The organism is Streptomyces sp. S.PNR 29 (genome assembly GCF_030386795.1).
In the GTDB taxonomy this organism is placed as follows: domain Bacteria; phylum Actinomycetota; class Actinomycetes; order Streptomycetales; family Streptomycetaceae; genus Streptomyces.
The window spans coordinates 229,844-248,133 of sequence record NZ_JANUQM010000004.1; the positions used below are offsets into that span (position 1 = coordinate 229,844).

Annotated in this window: 18 protein-coding genes; 17 read left to right on the forward strand and 1 reads right to left on the reverse strand. The window is 70.2% G+C overall.

Features of this window, described 5'->3' with window-relative positions:
- Positions 1 to 97 precede the first annotated feature (97 nt).
- The 16 genes from NW895_RS13495 (at position 98) to NW895_RS13570 (ending at position 16,652) form a co-directional block, all read left to right on the forward strand.
- Positions 98 to 1,351, forward strand: a complete 1,254-nt coding sequence (locus tag NW895_RS13495; protein ID WP_289935722.1) for an MFS transporter — start codon at positions 98 to 100, stop codon at positions 1,349 to 1,351.
- A gap of 9 nt (positions 1,352 to 1,360) precedes the next feature.
- Positions 1,361 to 2,722, forward strand: a complete 1,362-nt coding sequence (pafA, locus tag NW895_RS13500) for a Pup--protein ligase (RefSeq protein WP_289935723.1) — start codon at positions 1,361 to 1,363, stop codon at positions 2,720 to 2,722.
- 156 nt (positions 2,723 to 2,878) lie between these two features.
- Positions 2,879 to 3,883 (forward strand): FKBP-type peptidyl-prolyl cis-trans isomerase, encoded by a 1,005-nt coding sequence (locus NW895_RS13505; RefSeq protein WP_289935724.1) that lies wholly within the window; start codon positions 2,879 to 2,881, stop codon positions 3,881 to 3,883.
- A gap of 87 nt (positions 3,884 to 3,970) precedes the next feature.
- Positions 3,971 to 4,342, forward strand: coding sequence for an FKBP-type peptidyl-prolyl cis-trans isomerase (locus tag NW895_RS13510; protein ID WP_289935725.1), 372 nt, complete (start codon positions 3,971 to 3,973; stop codon positions 4,340 to 4,342).
- Between the two features lie 186 nt (positions 4,343 to 4,528).
- On the forward strand, positions 4,529 to 5,506 hold the full coding sequence (locus tag NW895_RS13515) for a WYL domain-containing protein (RefSeq protein WP_289935726.1): 978 nt from the start codon (positions 4,529 to 4,531) through the stop codon (positions 5,504 to 5,506).
- Between the two features lie 19 nt (positions 5,507 to 5,525).
- Complete coding sequence (locus NW895_RS13520; RefSeq protein ID WP_289935727.1) at positions 5,526 to 6,569, forward strand: WYL domain-containing protein; 1,044 nt, start codon at positions 5,526 to 5,528, stop codon at positions 6,567 to 6,569.
- A gap of 57 nt (positions 6,570 to 6,626) precedes the next feature.
- Positions 6,627 to 6,920 (forward strand): hypothetical protein, encoded by a 294-nt coding sequence (locus NW895_RS13525; RefSeq protein WP_289935729.1) that lies wholly within the window; start codon positions 6,627 to 6,629, stop codon positions 6,918 to 6,920.
- 10 nt (positions 6,921 to 6,930) lie between these two features.
- Positions 6,931 to 7,125, forward strand: coding sequence for a hypothetical protein (locus NW895_RS13530; RefSeq protein WP_289935730.1), 195 nt, complete (start codon positions 6,931 to 6,933; stop codon positions 7,123 to 7,125).
- A 248-nt stretch (positions 7,126 to 7,373) separates the two neighbouring features.
- A complete protein-coding gene (gene tatA / locus NW895_RS13535) occupies positions 7,374 to 7,658 on the forward strand; it encodes a Sec-independent protein translocase subunit TatA (RefSeq protein WP_289935731.1) in 285 nt (94 codons plus the stop codon).
- Positions 7,659 to 7,705: 47 nt separating this feature from the next.
- Positions 7,706 to 8,653: a twin-arginine translocase subunit TatC gene (tatC, locus tag NW895_RS13540; RefSeq protein WP_289935732.1), complete on the forward strand. Its 948-nt coding sequence runs from the start codon at positions 7,706 to 7,708 to the stop codon at positions 8,651 to 8,653.
- A 109-nt stretch (positions 8,654 to 8,762) separates the two neighbouring features.
- Positions 8,763 to 11,615 (forward strand): DEAD/DEAH box helicase, encoded by a 2,853-nt coding sequence (locus NW895_RS13545; RefSeq protein ID WP_289935733.1) that lies wholly within the window; start codon positions 8,763 to 8,765, stop codon positions 11,613 to 11,615.
- 483 nt (positions 11,616 to 12,098) lie between these two features.
- Positions 12,099 to 13,709: an ATP-binding protein gene (locus NW895_RS13550; RefSeq protein WP_289935734.1), complete on the forward strand. Its 1,611-nt coding sequence runs from the start codon at positions 12,099 to 12,101 to the stop codon at positions 13,707 to 13,709.
- Entirely contained in the window at positions 13,706 to 14,113 is a 408-nt protein-coding gene (locus NW895_RS13555) for a roadblock/LC7 domain-containing protein (RefSeq protein ID WP_289935735.1), read from the forward strand. Before NW895_RS13550 ends, NW895_RS13555 begins: the two co-directional genes overlap by 4 nt.
- The gene (locus NW895_RS13560; protein WP_289935736.1) at positions 14,110 to 14,514 is read left to right on the forward strand and encodes a DUF742 domain-containing protein; all 405 of its coding nucleotides are present in this window, start codon (positions 14,110 to 14,112) and stop codon (positions 14,512 to 14,514) included. The genes NW895_RS13555 and NW895_RS13560 overlap by 4 nt, the downstream gene beginning before the upstream one ends.
- Positions 14,495 to 15,115 carry an ATP/GTP-binding protein gene (locus tag NW895_RS13565; protein ID WP_289935737.1) on the forward strand — a complete coding sequence of 207 codons (621 nt, stop codon included), beginning with the start codon at positions 14,495 to 14,497 and terminating at the stop codon, positions 15,113 to 15,115. The genes NW895_RS13560 and NW895_RS13565 overlap by 20 nt, the downstream gene beginning before the upstream one ends.
- Positions 15,116 to 15,158: 43 nt before the next feature.
- Positions 15,159 to 16,652, forward strand: coding sequence for a cytochrome P450 (locus tag NW895_RS13570; protein ID WP_289935738.1), 1,494 nt, complete (start codon positions 15,159 to 15,161; stop codon positions 16,650 to 16,652).
- Here the strand turns inward: NW895_RS13570 and NW895_RS13575 are convergent.
- Entirely contained in the window at positions 16,646 to 17,599 is a 954-nt protein-coding gene (locus tag NW895_RS13575; protein ID WP_289935739.1) for an RluA family pseudouridine synthase, read from the reverse strand. The genes NW895_RS13570 and NW895_RS13575 overlap by 7 nt on opposite strands.
- Before the next feature lie 80 nt (positions 17,600 to 17,679).
- Here NW895_RS13575 and NW895_RS13580 point away from each other — a divergent pair, with 80 nt between their 5' ends.
- The gene (locus NW895_RS13580; RefSeq protein WP_289935740.1) at positions 17,680 to 18,279 is read left to right on the forward strand and encodes a GNAT family N-acetyltransferase; all 600 of its coding nucleotides are present in this window, start codon (positions 17,680 to 17,682) and stop codon (positions 18,277 to 18,279) included.
- Positions 18,280 to 18,290: the final 11 nt, after the last annotated feature.

An 18,290-nucleotide genomic window follows, 5' to 3' on the forward strand; every position in this document is an offset into this window, starting at 1 on the left:
CTCCTTCGTATGGACTCGTGAACAGCGGCCATGGTACGTATGGGAGAGTTAGTTATACGTACAACGTCAGCGGGTCGGCGGCGAAGGGCGGAGCGGCGTGGGATATCTGGAGATCCTCCGGGCGAGGCACGCCGCCCGGCTCCTGCTCGGCACGCTCGTGGGGCGGCTGCCCAACGCCACCGCGGCGATCGCGATCGTGCTGTTCGTCCGTGCGGAGGGCGGCACCTACAGCCTCGCGGGTGCGCTTGCGGCCGTGTACGGGGTCGCCAACGCCGTGGGGCAGCCCGTGCTGGGGCGGCTCGTGGACCTGCACGGGCAGCCGCGGGTGCAGTTGCCCGCTGCGCTGGCCTCGGCGCTGGCCATGGGGGCGTTCGCCTTCGTCGGAACCTCACCGCTGCCGCTCGCCTACCTCGCCGTGGGGGCCGCCGGGCTCTTCACGCCGCCCCTGGAGGGCGGGCTGCGGGCTCTGTGGGCGACGGTGCTGCGCAAGGAGGACCAGGTCCACACGGCGTACGCCATGGACGCCGTGGCGCAGGAGGTCATGTTCACCGTCGGGCCGCTCCTCGTGACCTTGTGCGTGTCGCTGTGGTCCGCGCAGGCGGCGCTGGTCGTGCTCAACGTCATCGGGGTGCTCGGCGCGCTCTCCGTGGTCGTGTCCGCTCCCTCGCGCGCGTGGCGTTCGGCGCCGCGTGAGGCGCACTGGCTCGGCGCGCTGCGGTCGCCGGGGCTGCTGGCGCTGCTGGGCGCGTTTCTCTTCGTCGGGATCGCGCTGGGGTCCATCACCGTCGCCTCCGTCCCGTACGCGGACGACCACGGCGGCGACACGGTGTACGGCTGGCTGATGGCGGCCCTGGGGCTGGGCGCGCTGATCGGCGGCACCGTCTACGGCGCCCGCCAGTGGGCCGGCGAGCCCGCGCGACGACTGCAGGGCATCGTCGCCCTTCTGGCGGTGTGTTACCTGCCGCTGATGCTCATGCCGGGCCCGGTGGCCATGGTGGGGCTCACCGTGCTGTCCGGCGTCTTCCTCGCTCCGGCCATCGCCTGCGCGTTCGTCCTGGTCGACCGGCAGGCGCCGCGCGGGACGGTCACCGAGGCGTTCTCCTGGCTTGTGACGACCTTCACAGTGGGTCACTCCGTCGGAACGGGCGTGGCCGGGCCCGTGGTCGAGGCGGGCGGGGCCCTGTGGGGCTTCGCCGTGCCCGGTGCCGCGGGCGGCGTGTCCTTGCTCGTTTTGCTGGCCACCGGGCGGGTACTCGCAGCTCCCGCCGCGGGAGCGGTGGTTGCGGGAAGTTCGGAAAATGATCCGAACCGTGCCGTCGAACCCCGTTTCAGGTCGGGGGATCGGGCGTAATGTTCACTCATGGACCGCCGCATTTTCGGGCTGGAGAACGAGTACGGCGTCACGTGCACGTTCAGGGGACAGCGCCGCCTGTCTCCTGACGAGGTGGCGCGGTACCTCTTCCGCCGTGTCGTGTCATGGGGCCGTAGCAGCAATGTCTTTCTGCGAAACGGCGCCCGCCTCTATCTCGACGTGGGGTCACATCCGGAATATGCGACACCGGAATGTGACAACGTGGTCGAGCTCGTCACCCACGACAAGGCGGGCGAGCGCATTCTGGAAGGACTCCTGGTAGACGCGGAACGACGCCTGCACGAGGAGGGAATCGCGGGCGACGTCTACCTCTTCAAGAACAACACCGACTCGGCGGGCAACTCCTACGGCTGCCACGAGAACTATCTGGTGGCCCGGCACGGGGAGTTCTCGCGGCTCGCGGACATCCTCATTCCGTTCCTGGTGACGAGGCAGCTGCTGTGCGGTGCCGGCAAGGTGCTGCAGACCCCCCGTGGGGCCGTGTACTGCGTCAGCCAGCGGGCCGAGCACATCTGGGAGGGCGTCTCCTCGGCGACGACCCGCTCCCGGCCGATCATCAACACGCGCGACGAGCCGCACGCGGACGCCGAGCGCTACCGCCGCCTGCACGTCATCGTGGGCGACTCGAACATGTCCGAGACCACCATGCTGCTCAAGGTCGGCGCCACCGACCTGGTGCTGCGCATGATCGAGGCGGGCACGGTGATGCGGGACCTCACCCTGGAGAACCCCATCCGGGCGATCCGCGAGGTCAGCCACGACATCACCGGCCGGCGCAAGGTGCGCCTGGCCAGCGGCCGCGAGGCCTCCGCCCTGGAGGTGCAGCGCGAGTACTACGAGAAGGCGCTGGACTTCTGCGAGCGCCGCGGCATCCGCACCGGCACCGTCGAGCAGGTGCTGGAGCTGTGGGGCCGCACGCTGGACGCGATCGAGACCGAGGACCTCGACCGCATCGACACCGAGATCGACTGGGTCATGAAGTACAAGCTCATCGAGCGGTACCGCACCAAGCACAACATGACCATGTCACATCCGCGGGTCGCGCAGATAGACCTCGCCTACCACGACATCCACCGCCGTCGTGGCCTGTACTACCTGCTGGAGAAGAAGGGCCAAGCCGCCCGTATCTGCAACGACTTGAAGATCTTCGAGGGCAAGTCCGTTCCGCCGCAGACCACTCGTGCCCGGCTGCGCGGCGACTTCATCCGGCGTGCTCAGGAACAGCGCCGGGACTTCACCGTGGACTGGGTTCACCTCAAGCTCAACGATCAGGCTCAGCGCACTGTCCTGTGCAAGGACCCGTTCCGTTCCGTGGACGACCGGGTGGAGAAGCTGATCGCCGGAATGTGAGCCGGAGAAAACGGGACACGTGAGGTGAGACACGTGTTCCGGGCGAAATGCCGGAACGCCACACGGGCGCCGTACGTTTACCGTACGGCGCCCTTCTCACGCCGTAGAGTTGCGCGCACGCCATCCACAAGATCGACCGATTATGAGGCCCCCACAGTGCGCCGACGCTCACTTCTGATTGCCGTACCCGCTGGACTGACCACGCTCGCCGCATGTGGCAGCGAGGACAAATCCGACTCGAGCAAGGCCAGCGACAGCGCGTCGCCCTCGGCACAGGCCACGTCCGCGGCCCCGCCGCCGAAGATCGTGGACGGTCCGCTGCCGGCGATCACCGCGGGCACGAAGTTCGATGAGAAGCCGACGGTCGCCAAGGGCGGCGGGGACCCGTCCAAGCAGCTCGCGGTGAAGACGGTCATCGCGGGCAGCGGCAGGACGGTCGCCGAGGGTGATTACATCGTGGCCCACTACCTCGGGCAGATCTGGAACACGGGGAAGGTCTTCGACAACTCCTACGACCGCAAGACCCGACTGGCCATCCAGCTCGCCCAGGGCAGCATCATCGACGGCTGGCGGTATGCCCTGACCGGCAAGAAGGCCGGCAGCCGCGTCGAGATGGCCGTCCCGCCGACCTGGGGTTACGGCACGCAGGGCCAGCCCCAGGCGGGTATCAAGGGCACCGACACCCTGGTGTTCGTGGTCGACGTGCAGGGCACGTTCAACGCCAAGAGCTCCGCCAAGGGCACCCAGGTCGCCCAGAAGGACGCAGGCCTGCCCGAGGTCGGCACCAACACCGACGGCAAGGCGCCTTCCATCGAGGTGCCGAAGGCCGACGCACCGAAGAAGCTCGTGGCGAACTACGTCATCGAGGGCGACGGCGAGAAGGTCGGCGCCGGCGACACCGTCCTCGTGCAGTACAAGGGCGTGCTGTGGGACACCGGCAAGGAGTTCGACTCGACGTACAGCCGCGGGCAGCTGACGTCGTTCTCGCTGGAGCAGGTCGTCAAGGGCTGGGCGCAGGGTCTGACCGGCAAGAAGGTCGGCAGCCGCGTCCTCATCGTCATCCCGCCGAACCTGGGCTACGGCGACAACCCGCCGCAGGGCAGCGACATCAAGAAGGACTCCACATTGGTCTTCTCGGTGGACATCCTGGCGAAGATGTGACGCCCCAGGGACGCAGAGCGAGGTGAGGGGCCCGGGATGTAAGACTGTTCCTGTCGCCTTTCCACAGACACAGCAGGAGCAGAAGACGTGAGCATCGACAAGCCCGAGATCGACTTCCCGGGCGGCGAGCCGCCGGCGGACCTCGAGATCAAGGACATCTGGGAGGGCGACGGCGCCGTGGCGCAGGCGGGTCAGACCGTCACTGTGCACTACGTGGGTGTCGCCTTCAGCACGGGTGAGGAGTTCGACGCCAGCTGGAACCGGGGCGCGCCGTTCCGCTTCCCGCTGGGCGGGGGCCGTGTCATCAAGGGCTGGGACCTGGGCGTACAGGGCATGAAGGTCGGCGGCCGCCGCCAGCTGACGATCCCCGCCCACCTCGCCTACGGCAACCACAGCCCGACCCCGGCGATCAAGCCCGGCGAGACGCTGATCTTCGTGGTCGACCTGCTCGGGGTCTGATCGTCCTACGGGAGTCGTCACGGCTCCGGTGTGGTCCGTTCGGCGTGTGACCGCCGTACGGGATCCGACCGGAGCCGATCACCTGGGGGCCATGCCTGTTCGGGCATGGGCCCTCGGCTTTTGCCTTGCCACCGTGGGGCGGTACGGTCATCGGTCGTAAGCACCATAGGGAGGCGAAGGGCGTCGATGGCCATTGCCAAGGCCGAGCGGCTGATGAATCTGGCGCTGTGTCTGCTCGGGACGCGACGGCCGCTCAGCAAGCGCGAACTGCGCGAGTCCATCGAGGCTTACGTCGAGGCCTTCGGGCCGGGAAACGGTGCAGCGGGCTCCGACGACTCCTTCAACCGGATGTTCGAGCGGGACAAGGACGACCTGCGCGAGCTCGGGCTGGTCATCGAGACCGTCGAGAACCTGGACGGCGAGGTCGGGTACATGGCCCGCCGCGACAGCAACCGGCTCCCGCCCATCACCCTCGACGCCGAGGAGGCCGCCGCCCTGGGCCTGGCCGCCAAGGTGTGGCAGCAGGCCAGGCTGGCCGGCGCCGCCAGCGGCGCCCTGCAGAAGCTGCGCGCCGCCGGGCTGCCCGAGGACGTCGACCCGTACGAGGCCCATGGTGCGCTGGAGCCCCGCATCCCGGTGCACGAGGCCGCCTTCGAGCCGCTGATGCTGGCCTGCCGCGACCGCCGCCCGGTCGTGTTCGACTACCGCAAGGCCACCGCCGCCCACCCCGAGCCCCGGCATGTCGAGCCGTGGGCGCTGGAGTGCTGGCGAGGCCACTGGTATCTGGCGGGCTGGGACCGTGACCGCGGCGCCGAGCGGGTCTTCCGGCTGTCCCGGATCACCGGCAAGGTGCGCTCGCGCGCCGGCCGCTTCACCGCGCCCGTGCCCGATGTCGTCACCGTCCGTGAGACCGTCGCGAGCTGGGCCGGGGAGACCGCCGACCGCTCCGCGCTGATCCGGCTGCGCTCGGGCGCCGGTTACCCCCTTCGGGCGAAGGCCACCGTGGTGCGGGAACTCGGCGACGGCTGGGACGAGTTGGAGATTCCGTACGGGCACGGACTCGACGCCTGGCTGGTGGAGTTCGGGCCGGACGTGGTGGTCCTGGAGCCCGCCGAGCTGCGGGCCGACGTGGTGGACCGGCTGCGTGCCGTGGCCAAGGGCTGAGGGGGAGCGGGAAGCGACAGTGACAGGCAAACCGGTCAGGCCCGTGAACGCCATCGACCAGACCCGGCGGATGCTCTCCCTGGTGACGTACCTCAGGGAGCGCCCCGGCGCCCGGGTCGAGGACGTCGCGCGCGCCTTCGGGATCACCGAGGACGAACTGGTCTCGGACCTCGACGTGCTCCCCATGTGCGGCACCAGCTTCCGCGGTGGCGACCTGCTCGACATCGACACCGACGGCGAGCGCATCTGGTGGCACAACCCGGCCGCCCTCGGGGCGGAGGCGGCCGAGCCGCTGCGACTCGCCGCCGACGAGGCCACCGCCCTGCTGGTGGCCGCCCGCGCGGTGTCCACCCTGCCCGGCCTGCGCGAGAGCGACCGGCAGGCACTGCTGCGGGCCACGGCCAAGGTCGAGGCCGCGGCCGGCGAGGCGGCCGGCGCCAGCTCCCGCCTGTCGGTGACCTTCGAGTCCGAGGGCGGCGTGTTCGCCGATGTCGACCGGGCGATCTCCGAGCGCCGCCGTCTGTGGATCCGCTACTACTCGCCCGCCCGCGACGAGGTGACCGAGCGCGAGATCGACCCGATCCGCCTGGTCAGCGTTGGGCACACGTACGTGGAGGCATGGTGCCGCCGCTCCGAGGCGCGGCGCACCTTCCGGCTCGACCGGGTCGCCGAGATCAGGATCCTGGACGAGCCGTCCGCGCCGCCCGAGATCGAGCTCCGGGATCTGTCGGAGGGGCTGGTGCAGCCCGCCGCCGAGGACCCGGAGGTCGTGGTGGAGGTCGGCCCCGGCGGACGCTGGGTGGCCGAGTACTACCCCCACGACAGCGCGGATGAGCTTCCGGACGGCGGGTTGCGTATCACTCTGCGCACCCCTGACCCGGCGTCGCTCAGACGCCTGGCGCTGCGGCTCGGCCGGGACGGCCGGATCGTCTCGCCGCCCGAGCTCGCCGAGAGCGCCCGGCAGGCGGCCCGCGACGCGCTGGCGGCGTACGACGGCATCGACGCGCAGGGACCGCAGGGAGCACACGGGGTGCACGACGTGCAGAACGACAGGCGCGAGTGAGCCGGAGCGGCTGAGGCATCCCGTAGGCGAACGACCGGAAAAGGGGAGCGAGGGCTTGTGAGCGAGTCTGCGATGTCTGGTGTGCGGGACATGACAGTGGCTTCCGCGTTCGCCGGGATGAGAAGTGTGTCCCCGGTGGTGTTCAAGGCGGGCTGCCCGGACTGCCGGGGCCGCTTCGAGCTCGCGGCGAGCGCTCTGCGTCTCGCCATCGGCGCGACCAGTCGTACGACGTTCTACTCGTTCACCTGCCCGGACTGCGGCGCGTCCGTGCGGAAGCCGGCGGGGGAGCGGATCGTGCAGTTGCTCACCGGGGGCGGCGTCAGGACTCTGCGGCTGCACTCCACGGTCTAGGCTCGACGGCATGTTCTGGCCGATGTTCGCGGTAGCCGTGGGTTTTCTGGGTCTTGTCGTGCTGGCGGTGTTCGCCGTGCGGGTGTTCGTCGAGGCGCACCGTCTGGGCAGGCAGGTCACGGACTCCGCGCGCCGGATCAACCGGGCGGCGGAGGATCTGGAGCGCGCGGCCACGAATGCGGCCCGTTCTGTGGACGCCCTGTGAGTCGTACGGCGGGTGGCTGTGAGCCCGGCGTTTCGGGTGGCTTCGCCCTGTCACCTTGACGGTTCGGGCAGGTACGCTGCTGGTCGCGGCCCGGAGAACGAGGCTCGGACCGCGAAGAGGGAGTACGCACAGGGATTGCCTGCGGTTTACCCCTGAGCGTTACGATCGCTGCCAGCACGACCGTTCGGACACTTGTCCGACCGGTCGGACAGCACCCACCCAGCAGCCTCGGTGAGAAGGTAAACACTATGTTCGGAAGGCTCGGAGCCCCCGAGATCATTCTCATCCTCGTCGTCATCATCCTGCTGTTCGGCGCGAAGAAGCTTCCGGACATGGCCCGCTCGCTCGGCAAGTCCGCGCGCATCCTGAAGAGCGAGGCCAAGGCGATGAAGGAAGAAGGCAAGGCCTCCGCCCCGGCCGACCCGCCGAACCCCGGCGAGCAGCCCCCGGCCCAGCGCACCATCCAGGCCGCCCCCGGCGATGTGACCAGCTCCCGCCCCGTCAGCGAGCCGACGGACACGACCAAGCGCTGACGCAGGGCCGGTGACCTCCGGCCCGCCGCACGAGATGGGAACGTGGGTTGCTGAAGTCTGCCCGCAAACAGGAGAAGGATCCCGAGGGGCGGATGCCCCTCGCGGAGCACCTTCGTGAGCTCCGCAACCGGCTCGCGAAGGCGATGCTGGCCATCGTCATCGTCACGGTCGTCGCCGCTTTCTTCTACAACGACATCATCAACTTGATCACCAAGCCGATCCTCGACTCGGTCGGTTGTGACAAGACCTTCGCGGAACTGGCGAACTCCCGGTCCACCAAGCCCTGCGCCCAGATCACCATCAACGGTCTGCTCACGCCGTTCACCCTGGCGCTGAAGGTATCGCTGATGGCCGGCGTCGTCCTGGCCTCGCCGGTCTGGCTCTACCAGCTGTGGGCCTTCGTAGCGCCCGGACTCCACAGGCACGAGAAGAAGTACGCGTACGCGTTCGTCGGTACGGGTGCCCCGCTCTTCATCGCCGGCGCCTACTTCGCCTACACGGTGCTGCCCACCACGGCGAAGGTGCTGCTGGAATTCACCCCGGGCGGCACCTCCAACCTGCTGCCGCTGGACGACCTCCTCGACCTCGTCCTGCGCATGGTGCTCGTCTTCGGACTCTCCTTCGAGCTGCCACTGCTGCTGGTGTTCCTCAACCTCACGGGGGCGATCACCGGCAAGCGGATGCTCGGCTGGTGGCGAGGGATGATCATGGGCATCACGGTGTTCGCGGCCATCGCCACGCCCAGCACCGACCCGCTGACCATGCTGGCGCTGGCCGGACCGATCTGGATCCTGTACTTCGGCGCGGTCGCCTTCTCTCTGCTCAACGACCGCCGCAGGCGCCGCCGCGAGGCCCTGGGCCCCGCCGACGACGAGGCCTCCGAGCTGGACCTCACGCCCGAGGACATCGGCGAGATCGAGCCCGTGACCGCCAGCCGTGCCCTGCCCGAGCAGGCGAGCGCGGACCGCGTCAACGGCTACGACGACGTGACCTGAGAACACCGGTGCCGCCGGCCGCCCCGCTCTCACCGGGCGGCCGGACGCCGACCGGGCACGCCCCCGTGAGCTGCGCGGACCTCGGGTTCCACAGCACTGGATCCGGATAATGATCGTCCTGTTGTCAGTGCGGCCCGGTACGCTCGAAGGCACGATGACAGAGGACCTCTCTCCGGCCGAGCGGTACGCGGCAGCCCGCAAGCGCGCTGCCGAGCAGGCCACCGCGCTCGCCTCCTTCCGCGAGATGTACGACTTCGGCCTCGACCCCTTCCAGATCGAGGCCTGCCAGGCACTCGAAGCGGGGAAGGGCGTGCTGGTCGCCGCGCCCACCGGATCCGGCAAGACGATCGTCGGCGAGTTCGCCGTCCACCTCGCCCTCCAACAGGGCAAGAAGTGCTTCTACACGACCCCCATCAAGGCGCTGTCGAACCAGAAGTACGCCGACCTGTGCCGCCGCTACGGCACCGACAAGGTGGGTCTGCTCACCGGCGACAACAGCGTCAACTCCGGTGCGCCGGTGGTCGTGATGACCACCGAGGTGCTGCGGAACATGCTCTACGCGGGCTCCCAGACCCTTCTCGGCCTCGGGTACGTGGTCATGGACGAGGTGCACTACCTCTCCGACCGCTTCCGCGGGGCCGTATGGGAAGAGGTGATCATCCACCTGCCCGAGTCGGTCACCCTCGTCTCCCTGTCGGCGACCGTGTCGAACGCCGAGGAGTTCGGCGACTGGCTCGACACGGTCCGCGGTGACACCGAGGTGATCGTCTCCGAGCACCGCCCGGTGCCGCTGTTCCAGCATGTGCTCGCCGGCCGCCGGATGTACGACCTGTTCGAGGAGGGCGAGGGCCACAAGAAGGCCGTCAACCCCGACCTCACGCGCATGGCGCGCATGGAGGCGAGCCGCCCGTCGTACATGGACAGAAGGCGCGGCCGCGCCATGCGCGAGGCCGACCGGGAGCGGGAGCGCAGGCAGCGCGCGCGGATCTGGACGCCGAGCCGGCCGGAGGTCATCGAGCGGCTCGACGCCGAGGGCCTGTTGCCCGCCATCACGTTCATCTTCAGCCGTGCCGCCTGTGAAGCGGCCGTCGAGCAGTGCCTGTACGCGGGCCTCAGGCTCAACGACCAGGAGGAGCGGGAGCGGGTCCGCGCCCTGGTCGAGGAGCGCACGGCCAGCATCCCGCCCGAGGACCTGCACGTCCTCGGGTACTACGAGTGGCTGGAGGGCCTGGAGCGCGGCATCGCCGCCCACCACGCGGGCATGCTGCCGACCTTCAAGGAGGTCGTCGAGGAACTGTTCGTCCGCGGCCTGGTCAAGGCCGTCTTCGCGACCGAGACCCTCGCCCTCGGCATCAACATGCCCGCCCGCTCGGTGGTGCTGGAGAAGCTCGTCAAGTGGAACGGCGAGCAGCACGCCGACATCACGCCCGGCGAGTTCACCCAGCTGACGGGGCGTGCGGGCCGCCGGGGCATCGACGTCGAGGGCCACGCCGTGGTCCTGTGGCAGCGTGGCATGAGCCCCGAGCACCTCGCGGGTCTGGCCGGCACGCGTACGTATCCGCTGCGGTCCAGCTTCAAGCCGTCGTACAACATGGCGGTCAACCTGGTCGAACAGTTCGGCCGGCACCGCTCACGGGAGCTGCTGGAGACCTCGTTCGCGCAGTTCCAGGCCGACAAGTCGATCGTGGGGATCTCCCGGCAGGTGCAGCGCAACGAGGAGGGGCTGGAGGGCTACAAGGCCTCCATGACCTGCCACCTCGGCGACTTCGAGGAGTACGCGCGGCTGCGGCGTGAGTTGAAGGACCGAGAGAACGAGATCGCCCGGCAGGGTGCGGCGGAGCGGCGCGCGGAAGCGGCCGTCGCGCTGGAGAAGCTCAAGCCCGGTGACGTCATCCATGTCCCCACCGGCAAGTACGCCGGCCTGGCGCTGGTGCTGGACCCCGGCCTGCCCGCCGGCCGGTCCAACGGCCACCGCGGCTTCGAGCAGCACGACGGGCCACGCCCGCTCGTGCTGACCGCCGAACGGCAGGTCAAGCGGCTGGCGTCCATGGACTTTCCGGTACCGGTCGAGCCGCTGGAGCGGATGCGGATCCCGAAGTCGTTCAATCCGCGCTCACCGCAGTCCCGTCGGGACCTCGCCTCCGCGCTGCGCACCAAGGCCGGGCACATCACGCCCGAGCGGCACCGCAAGCGCCGTTCCGCGGCTGCCGACGACCGGGAGATCGCCCGGCTGCGCAAGGCGATCCGCGCCCATCCCTGCCATGGCTGCAGCGACCGTGAGGACCACGCCCGTTGGGCCGAGCGGTACCACCGGCTGCTGCGCGACACCTCGCAGCTGGAGCGGCGCATCGAGGGGCGCACGAACACCATCGCGCGCACCTTCGACCGGATCGTGGCGTTGCTGACCGAGCTGGACTATCTGCGCGGTGACGAGGTGACGGAGCACGGCAAGCGGCTGGCCCGTCTGTACGGCGAGCTGGACCTGCTCGCCAGCGAGTGCCTGCGCGAGGGCGTCTGGGAGGGCCTCGGCCCGGCCGAACTCGCCGCCTGTGTCTCTGCGTTGGTGTTCGAGGCCCGGGTCAGCGACGACGCGATGGCGCCGAAGTTGCCCTCGGGCAAGGCCAAGGCCGCGCTGGGCGAGATGGTGCGCATCTGGGGGCGCCTCGACGCTCTGGAGGAGGAGTTCCGGATCACCCAGACCGAGGGGGTCGGTCAGCGCGAGCCGGACCTCGGTTTCGCCTGGGCCGCGTACATGTGGGCATCGGGCAAGGGGCTGGACGAGGTGCTGCGTGAGGCGGAGATGCCGGCGGGTGACTTCGTGCGGTGGTGCAAGCAGGTGATCGACGTGCTGGGGCAGATCTCGGCGGCGGCGCCCGGGGAGGGCTCGACGGTGCCGAAGGCCGCGCGCAAGGCGGTCGACGAGTTGCTGCGAGGGGTCGTGGCCTACTCCTCGGTGGGCTGACTCGGCCCCTGACGCCTGGACGCGGAGCCGTGCCGCCAAGCGGCTCCGCCGGGCGGCGCACCAGCCATGACCGCCCCGCATCCGCCGGACGGCGAAGACCGTCACACGGTCGAGGGACGCGCAGGCCGGCGGCGACGGCCGTCGAAGGGCGCTTGATCGAGCGCGGCGGAGTCACGCTTTGCGCCCCCTGTTCACCCTTCACGGTGAGTGATATTCGCACGTCTGTATGCGGTTACTCCGTGTGTTCGATTCATGTCGGACCGTGTAAATGGAGTCGATCGTAGCTCTTGCCGATGCCCCATTTCAGGTGCTTGCGGAATATGACACGGCGTTGATCCGGTCGGACTAAGCTCGCCCGCAGCGCGCCGAGTTGGGATGAATTCGCGCGCTTGTTCCCGTATGTGCTGAAACTCCAGACAGTTCCATGACATACCCCCTGCACGCTCCCCCTATTCCCAGCCGACCTGTTTTCAGAGGGCCTACATGGTGAGTGTTGATTCCCCTCCCGGCCGCCGTGAACTTCCGTACACGCGCGTGCTGTTGATGCCGGCCATACTGATGGCCGCGCTGACCGGAGCCGCCGTCGCCGTGGTGACGCAGCCGGCCCGGCTCGCCGTGGGCCTGTCCGGTGCCGTCGCCACGCTCATGGTCATCGCGGTGGCGGCCGAAGCGGTGCGTCGCGGCCGGACCCTGCGGAACCTGCGGGCCGAGCACGCCCGTCACAGCGCGTATCTGGAACGGCGGATCGCCGGCCACGAGGAGCGCATGACCCGCCTCGCCCGGGAGATCATCCCCGCCGCGCTGGACTATATGCGCCGGGGCCACACCCCCCGAGAGGTACTCCTCGACCTGGGCGACCTCGATCCCTCCTACCGCGGACTCAGCGACGCGGAGCACACCGTGATCAACACGGTGCTGGAGAACATCGAGCGTGAGGAGATCGTGCGCGAGGGCTCCCAGCGCTCCTTCGTCGACATCGCCCGACGCGTCCAGGCCATCGTCCACCAGCAGGCCACGGAACTCCGGGAGATGGAGGAGGACCACGGCCGTAACCCCAAGGTCTTCGACGACCTGCTGCGCATCGACCACGGCAACGCGCTGATCGGCCGCCTCGCCGACTCCATCTCCGTCCTCGGTGGCGGCCGCCCCGGCCGCCAGTGGCCCGAACCCGTGGCGCTGTACAGCGTGCTGCGCGGTGCCATGTCCCGGATCCTGGAGTACCGCCGGATCGATCTGTCCTCCATCGCCAAGGTCAACGTCCGCGGCATCTCCGTCGAGCCGGTCATCCACGCCCTGGCCGAACTCCTCGACAACGCCACCCGCTACTCGCCGCCGCAGACCAAGGTGCACGTCACCGCCAGCGAGGTGCAGACCGGCGTCGCCATCGAGATCGAGGACTGCGGCGTCAGCCTCAGCGAGGAGTCCCGCGCCCGGATCGAAGGCCTGCTGGAGCGCGCCAAGAACGGCACCGACCTGGAGGACCTGGGCGGGCAACCGCGCCTCGGCCTCGCCGTCGTCGGCCGGCTCTGCACGGCGTACGACATGCAGTGCTCGCTGCGGTCCTCCGCGTACGGCGGGGTCCGCGCCATCCTCATCGTGCCGAGCGAGATGCTCACCGACGAGCCCGGTGTCGGACTCGCGCACGGCATCGGTGCCACCTCGCTGCCCCAGGTGGGCCCGGACGCCCTGCCCGGCCCCAAGCGCCCGCCCAAGAAGCGCAACCCGACCAACCCGCTCATCCCCGCCTCCGTGTCGATGGAGGACGACGTCCCCGTGGTCACCGAGTGGACAGAGGGCGGGCTGCCGCAGCGCCGCAGCAAGAACAAGACCCCGCTCTCCCAGCGGTACGCCGAGCAGGCGGCCTGGGAGCGCGCCCAGCAGGAGGCGGAGGAAGCCGCGGAACGGGTCGCCCGGGCCGCCGGGAGGGTGCCCGCACCCGCGCCCGAGCCCGAACAGGAGGAGGAGCCCCTGCCGGGAATGTGGGTCGAGGCGTTCTGGGAGGGACTCAAGGGCAACTACGACCCCACCGCAATCACCCAGCCGACCACCGAGCCGGCCCGAGCCGAGGCCGACGACGAGAGGGACCTCAAGTGATCCAGCAGCGAGGCAACTTCGACTGGATGCTCAAGGACCTGTACGACAGGGTCCCGGGCATCGAGATGATCGTGGTGCTCTCCGCGGACGGCCTGCGCATCGCCCGTTACGCCGGCGACCCGGACGCCGCCGACCGCGTCGCCGCGGCCTGCGCGGGCCTGCAGAGCCTGGCGGCCGCCGTCGCGCAGGAGATCCCCAGCAGCGACGGCGAGATGAAGCTGGTCATCATCGAGGTCAACCGCGGCTACTTCTACCTGATGGCCGCCGGCGCCAACGCCTACCTCGCGGTGCTCTCCGACATCCGCACCGAGCCCGGCCTGATGAGCCACCACATGCGTGATGTCGTCATCCGCATCGGTGCCCATCTGACCAGTCCGCCCCGCCGCAACGGGCAGACCGTATGACCCCTCCGCAACGCCAACGGCGTTATCCCAAGCCGGTGCCGCCCCCCGTCTCGCCCCCCGAAGAGGGCGAGCGGAAGAACCCCGAGCGGCTGTACGTGATCGGCGGCGGGGAAGGGAACGGCGAGCGCGCCGGACTCGACCTGGTGACCCTCATCGTGGCGCGTGCCGACCCACCGCCGTCCGCCACGCCGGAGCAGGCCGCCCTGCTCCGGCTGTGCCCCGCCCCGCTGTCCGTCGCCGAGCTGTCGGCCTACCTGAACCTGCCGTTCAGCGTGGTGACCGTGCTGCTCAGCGAGATGCTGACGGCGGACCTCGTGCAGGCGCGCGCCCCGATCGTCCGCCAGAAGCTCCCCGACCGTTCCCTCCTCGAAGCGGTGATGCATGGACTTCAAAAGCTCTGACACCGTCCCCGGCCCACGGACGGAGGATCAGCTGCCCCACACGGCCGAGGCCGCCGTGAAGATCGTGATCGTGGGCGGCTTCGGCGTCGGCAAGACCACCATGGTCGGCTCGGTCAGCGAGATCAGGCCGCTGACCACCGAGGAGACCATGACGCAGGCCGGTGTCGGCATCGACGACAACTACGGTTCCGACTCCAAGACGGCCACCACCGTGGCCATGGACTTCGGCCGTATCAGCATCACCGACCAGCTGGTGCTGTACCTCTTCGGGACGCCCGGCCAGGAGCGCTTCTGGTTCCTGTGGAACGGGCTCTTCGAGGGCGCGCTCGGCGCGGTCGTGCTGGTCGACACCCGACGGCTGGCGGTCAGCTTCGACGTCATGGGACGCCTGGAGGAACGCGGCGTGCCGTTCGTGGTCGCCGTCAACTCCTTCCCGGACGCGCCCCGTTACCCCGTCGAGGAGCTGCGCACCGCGCTCGACCTGTCCGAGGAGATCCCCATCATCGAGTGCGACGTGCGCCGCAGGGCCTCCAGCCGTGACGTCCTGATGACCCTGATGCGCTTCCTCCACACCCTCGCCCTGTCGGGCGCGCTCCGCTGATCCTCCGTCTTCCTTCCCCCACCTGTTCTCGAAAGCGATCACCGTGACGCCTGAACACCACGCACCGACCGGTACGGACGCCCCCGTGCCCGCCCCGCCTCCCGGCTGCCCCGCCCACGGACTCGGACTCGGCCCCGGGGGACTGCACCGGCTGCACGAGGCGGAGGACCTGCGGGAGCTGTACGAGAAACTCCGCGCCGAGCACGGACCCGTGGCGCCCGTGCTGCTCCACGACGACGTGCCGCTCTGGGTGGTCCTCGGCCACTCCGAGAACCTGCACATGGTGAGCACGCCCTCGCACTTCTGCCGGGACAGCCGCATCTGGACCCCGCTCAAGGAGGGCATGGTCAAGCCCGACCACCCGTACATGCCGCACATCGCCTGGCAGCCCATCTGCTCGCACGTCGAGGGCGACGAGCACAAGCGGCTGCGCGGTGCGGTCACCGGCGCCATGACGACGATCAACCACCGGACCCTGCGCCGCCACATCAACCGCCACACCCAGCGCCTCGTCAACCGGTTCTGCGAGACAGGCCACGCCGACCTCGTCAGCCAGTTCGCCGAGCGCCTGCCGATGGGCGTGATGTGCGAGATCCTCGGCATGCCGAACGAGTACAACGACCGCATCGTCGAGGCCGCCCGCGACATGCTCAAGGGCACCGAGACCGCGATCGCCAGCAACGCCTACATCATGGACGTCCTCGGGCGGCTCACCGCGCGCCGTCGCGCCGAGCCCGCCGAGGACTTCACCACCTTCCTCATCAACCACCCGGCGCGGCTGACCGACGAGGAGGTCAGGGAGCACCTGCGGCTCGTGCTCATCGCCGCCTACGAGGCCACCGCCAACCTCCTCGCCAACGTGGTGCGCGTGGTGCTCACCGACCCGGGCTTCCGCGCCCAGCTCAGCGGCGGCCAGATGACGGTGCCGCAGGCGGTCGAGCAGTTGCTGTGGGACGAGCCGCCGTTCAGCACCACCTTCGCCTACTTCGCCAAGCAGGACGTGGAGTTGGGTGGCCAGCGCATCCGCCAGGGCGACGGGCTGCTGTACGCCCCTCTGCCGGGCAACGTCGACCCGCGGGTGCGCCCCGACCCGACCGCGCACATGATGGGCAACCGCTCCCACCTCTCCTTCGGCGGCGGCCCGCACGAGTGCCCGGGCCAGGACATCGGCCGTGCCATCGCCGACTCCGGCGTGGAGGCGCTGCTGATGCGGCTGCCGGACGTCCAGCTCGACTGCGACGAGGACGCACTGCGGTGGCGGTCGTCGATCGCGTCGCGGCACCTGGTGGAGCTGCCGGTGCGGTTCGAGCCCAAGCCCCAGCAGGACGACCGGCAGAAGCCGAGCCACGCCCCGCTCCCGCCGCAGCGCACCTCCTGGCACGTCAGCACGCCGCAGCCGAAGCCCGCCGCCACCCCGCCCCAGCCCCAGCCGGCCGCGCCGCAGTCGCCCACGGCCGCCGCGCCGCAGCCGATGCCGGAACCGGCCCGTCCACAGGGTGCCTGGCGGCGCCTGCTGCGCTGGGTGCGCGGCTACTGACCGGCGGCCCAGCCCTCGTACGACGCCCAGGCCCCGAGCACCCGCCCGCTGCGGAACCGGTGCTCCACCCCCGTGACCGGATCGGTGAACGCGAGGCCCCGCGCCAGCAGTTGCAGCGGACGCCGGAAGTCACCGGCCGGCACGGGGGCGGTCACCTCGGGATAGAGGGGGTCGCCGAGGATCGGTACGCCGAGGGCGTTCATGTGCACGCGCAGCTGGTGTGTCTGCCCGGTGCCGGGCACCAGCCGGTACCGGCCGAGCCCGTCGTCGCGCCGCTCGATCAGCTCGATGCGGCTCACGGCGTTCGGCTCGCCCTCCACCTCCCGGGCCGTGAGCACCCCGCGCTCCTTCACGATCCGGCTGCGCACGGTCCGGGGCAGGGTGAGCGCCGGATCGTACGGGGCGATCGCCTCGTACTCCTTGTGCACCCGCCGGTCGCGGAAGAGCGTCTGGTACGCGCCGCGGTCCTGAGGCCGCACGGTGAACAGCACCAGCCCTGCGGTGAGCCGGTCGAGGCGGTGTGCCGCGGTGAGCGCCGGGACGCCCAGCTCCCGGCGCAGCCGTGCGAGGGCGGTCTCGGCGACATGGCTGCCGCGCGGGGTGGTGGCCAAAAAGTGCGGCTTGTCGACGACGACGAGGTGTTCGTCGCGGTACACGACCCTGAGCGGGAAGGGCACCGGCACCTCGACAGGCAGCTCCCGGTGGAACCAGACGAACATCCCCGGCTCGTACGGCGCGTCCGGCGGTACCGCCCGTCCGTCCGCCCCGACGACCAGCCCCGCGTCGAACATCCCGTCGACGACCCCGTCGCCCGCCCCCGTGAGCCGCTCCACCAGATGCTCCCGCACGGTGGCCCACGCCCCGGTGAACGGCAACCGCACCCGCACCGGGTCCACCCCGTGGCGCTGCGGCAGGGGCGCGGGCGGGATCCGGGTCTTGCGTCTCATCGGGTGACAGGGTACGAGGCCGCGGTCGGCCGCGGAAAACCGCTGGGCCCGCCCGCCGTCCCCTTGGCAGGATGCCGATCATGCCCTACCTCACCAGCCCGGTGCTGCCCGCCGGAACCTTCGCCCACGGTGCCCAGCCCAGCCTCCCCACCGGCGACGGACTGCTGCTGCGCCCGTGGAAGGCCGAGGACGCGCCCGCGGTCCACGCGGCCTTCCAGGATCCCCTGATGCATCAGTGGCACATCCGGGCCGCCGACTCCGAGGACGAGGCCGGCGGCTGGATCGAGGAGTGGCTGCTGGCCTGGGACGGGGAGCGGAACGCCCAGTGGGCCGTCGTGGACCCGGACGGAGACCGCCTGCTGGGACGTGTGGCGCTGCGCGAGATCCGGCTCGACGAGGGCACGGCCGAGGTGGCGTACTGGACCACCGCCGCGGCCCGCGGGCAAGGCGTCGCCGCCCGCGCCACCACCGCCCTCGCCCGCTGGGCCCTGGACACCATCGGCTTCCACCGCCTCGAACTCCTGCACGCCGTCCGCAACGAGGCGTCCTGTCGCGTCGCCGCCAAGACCGGCTTCATCCTGGAGGGCACCAAGCGCAGCGCCACCCTGCACGCCGACGGCTGGCACGACATGCACCTGCACGCGCGTGTGCGGGGGGATCGAGCCGCAGGGCTCACATGATCATCCGGGGT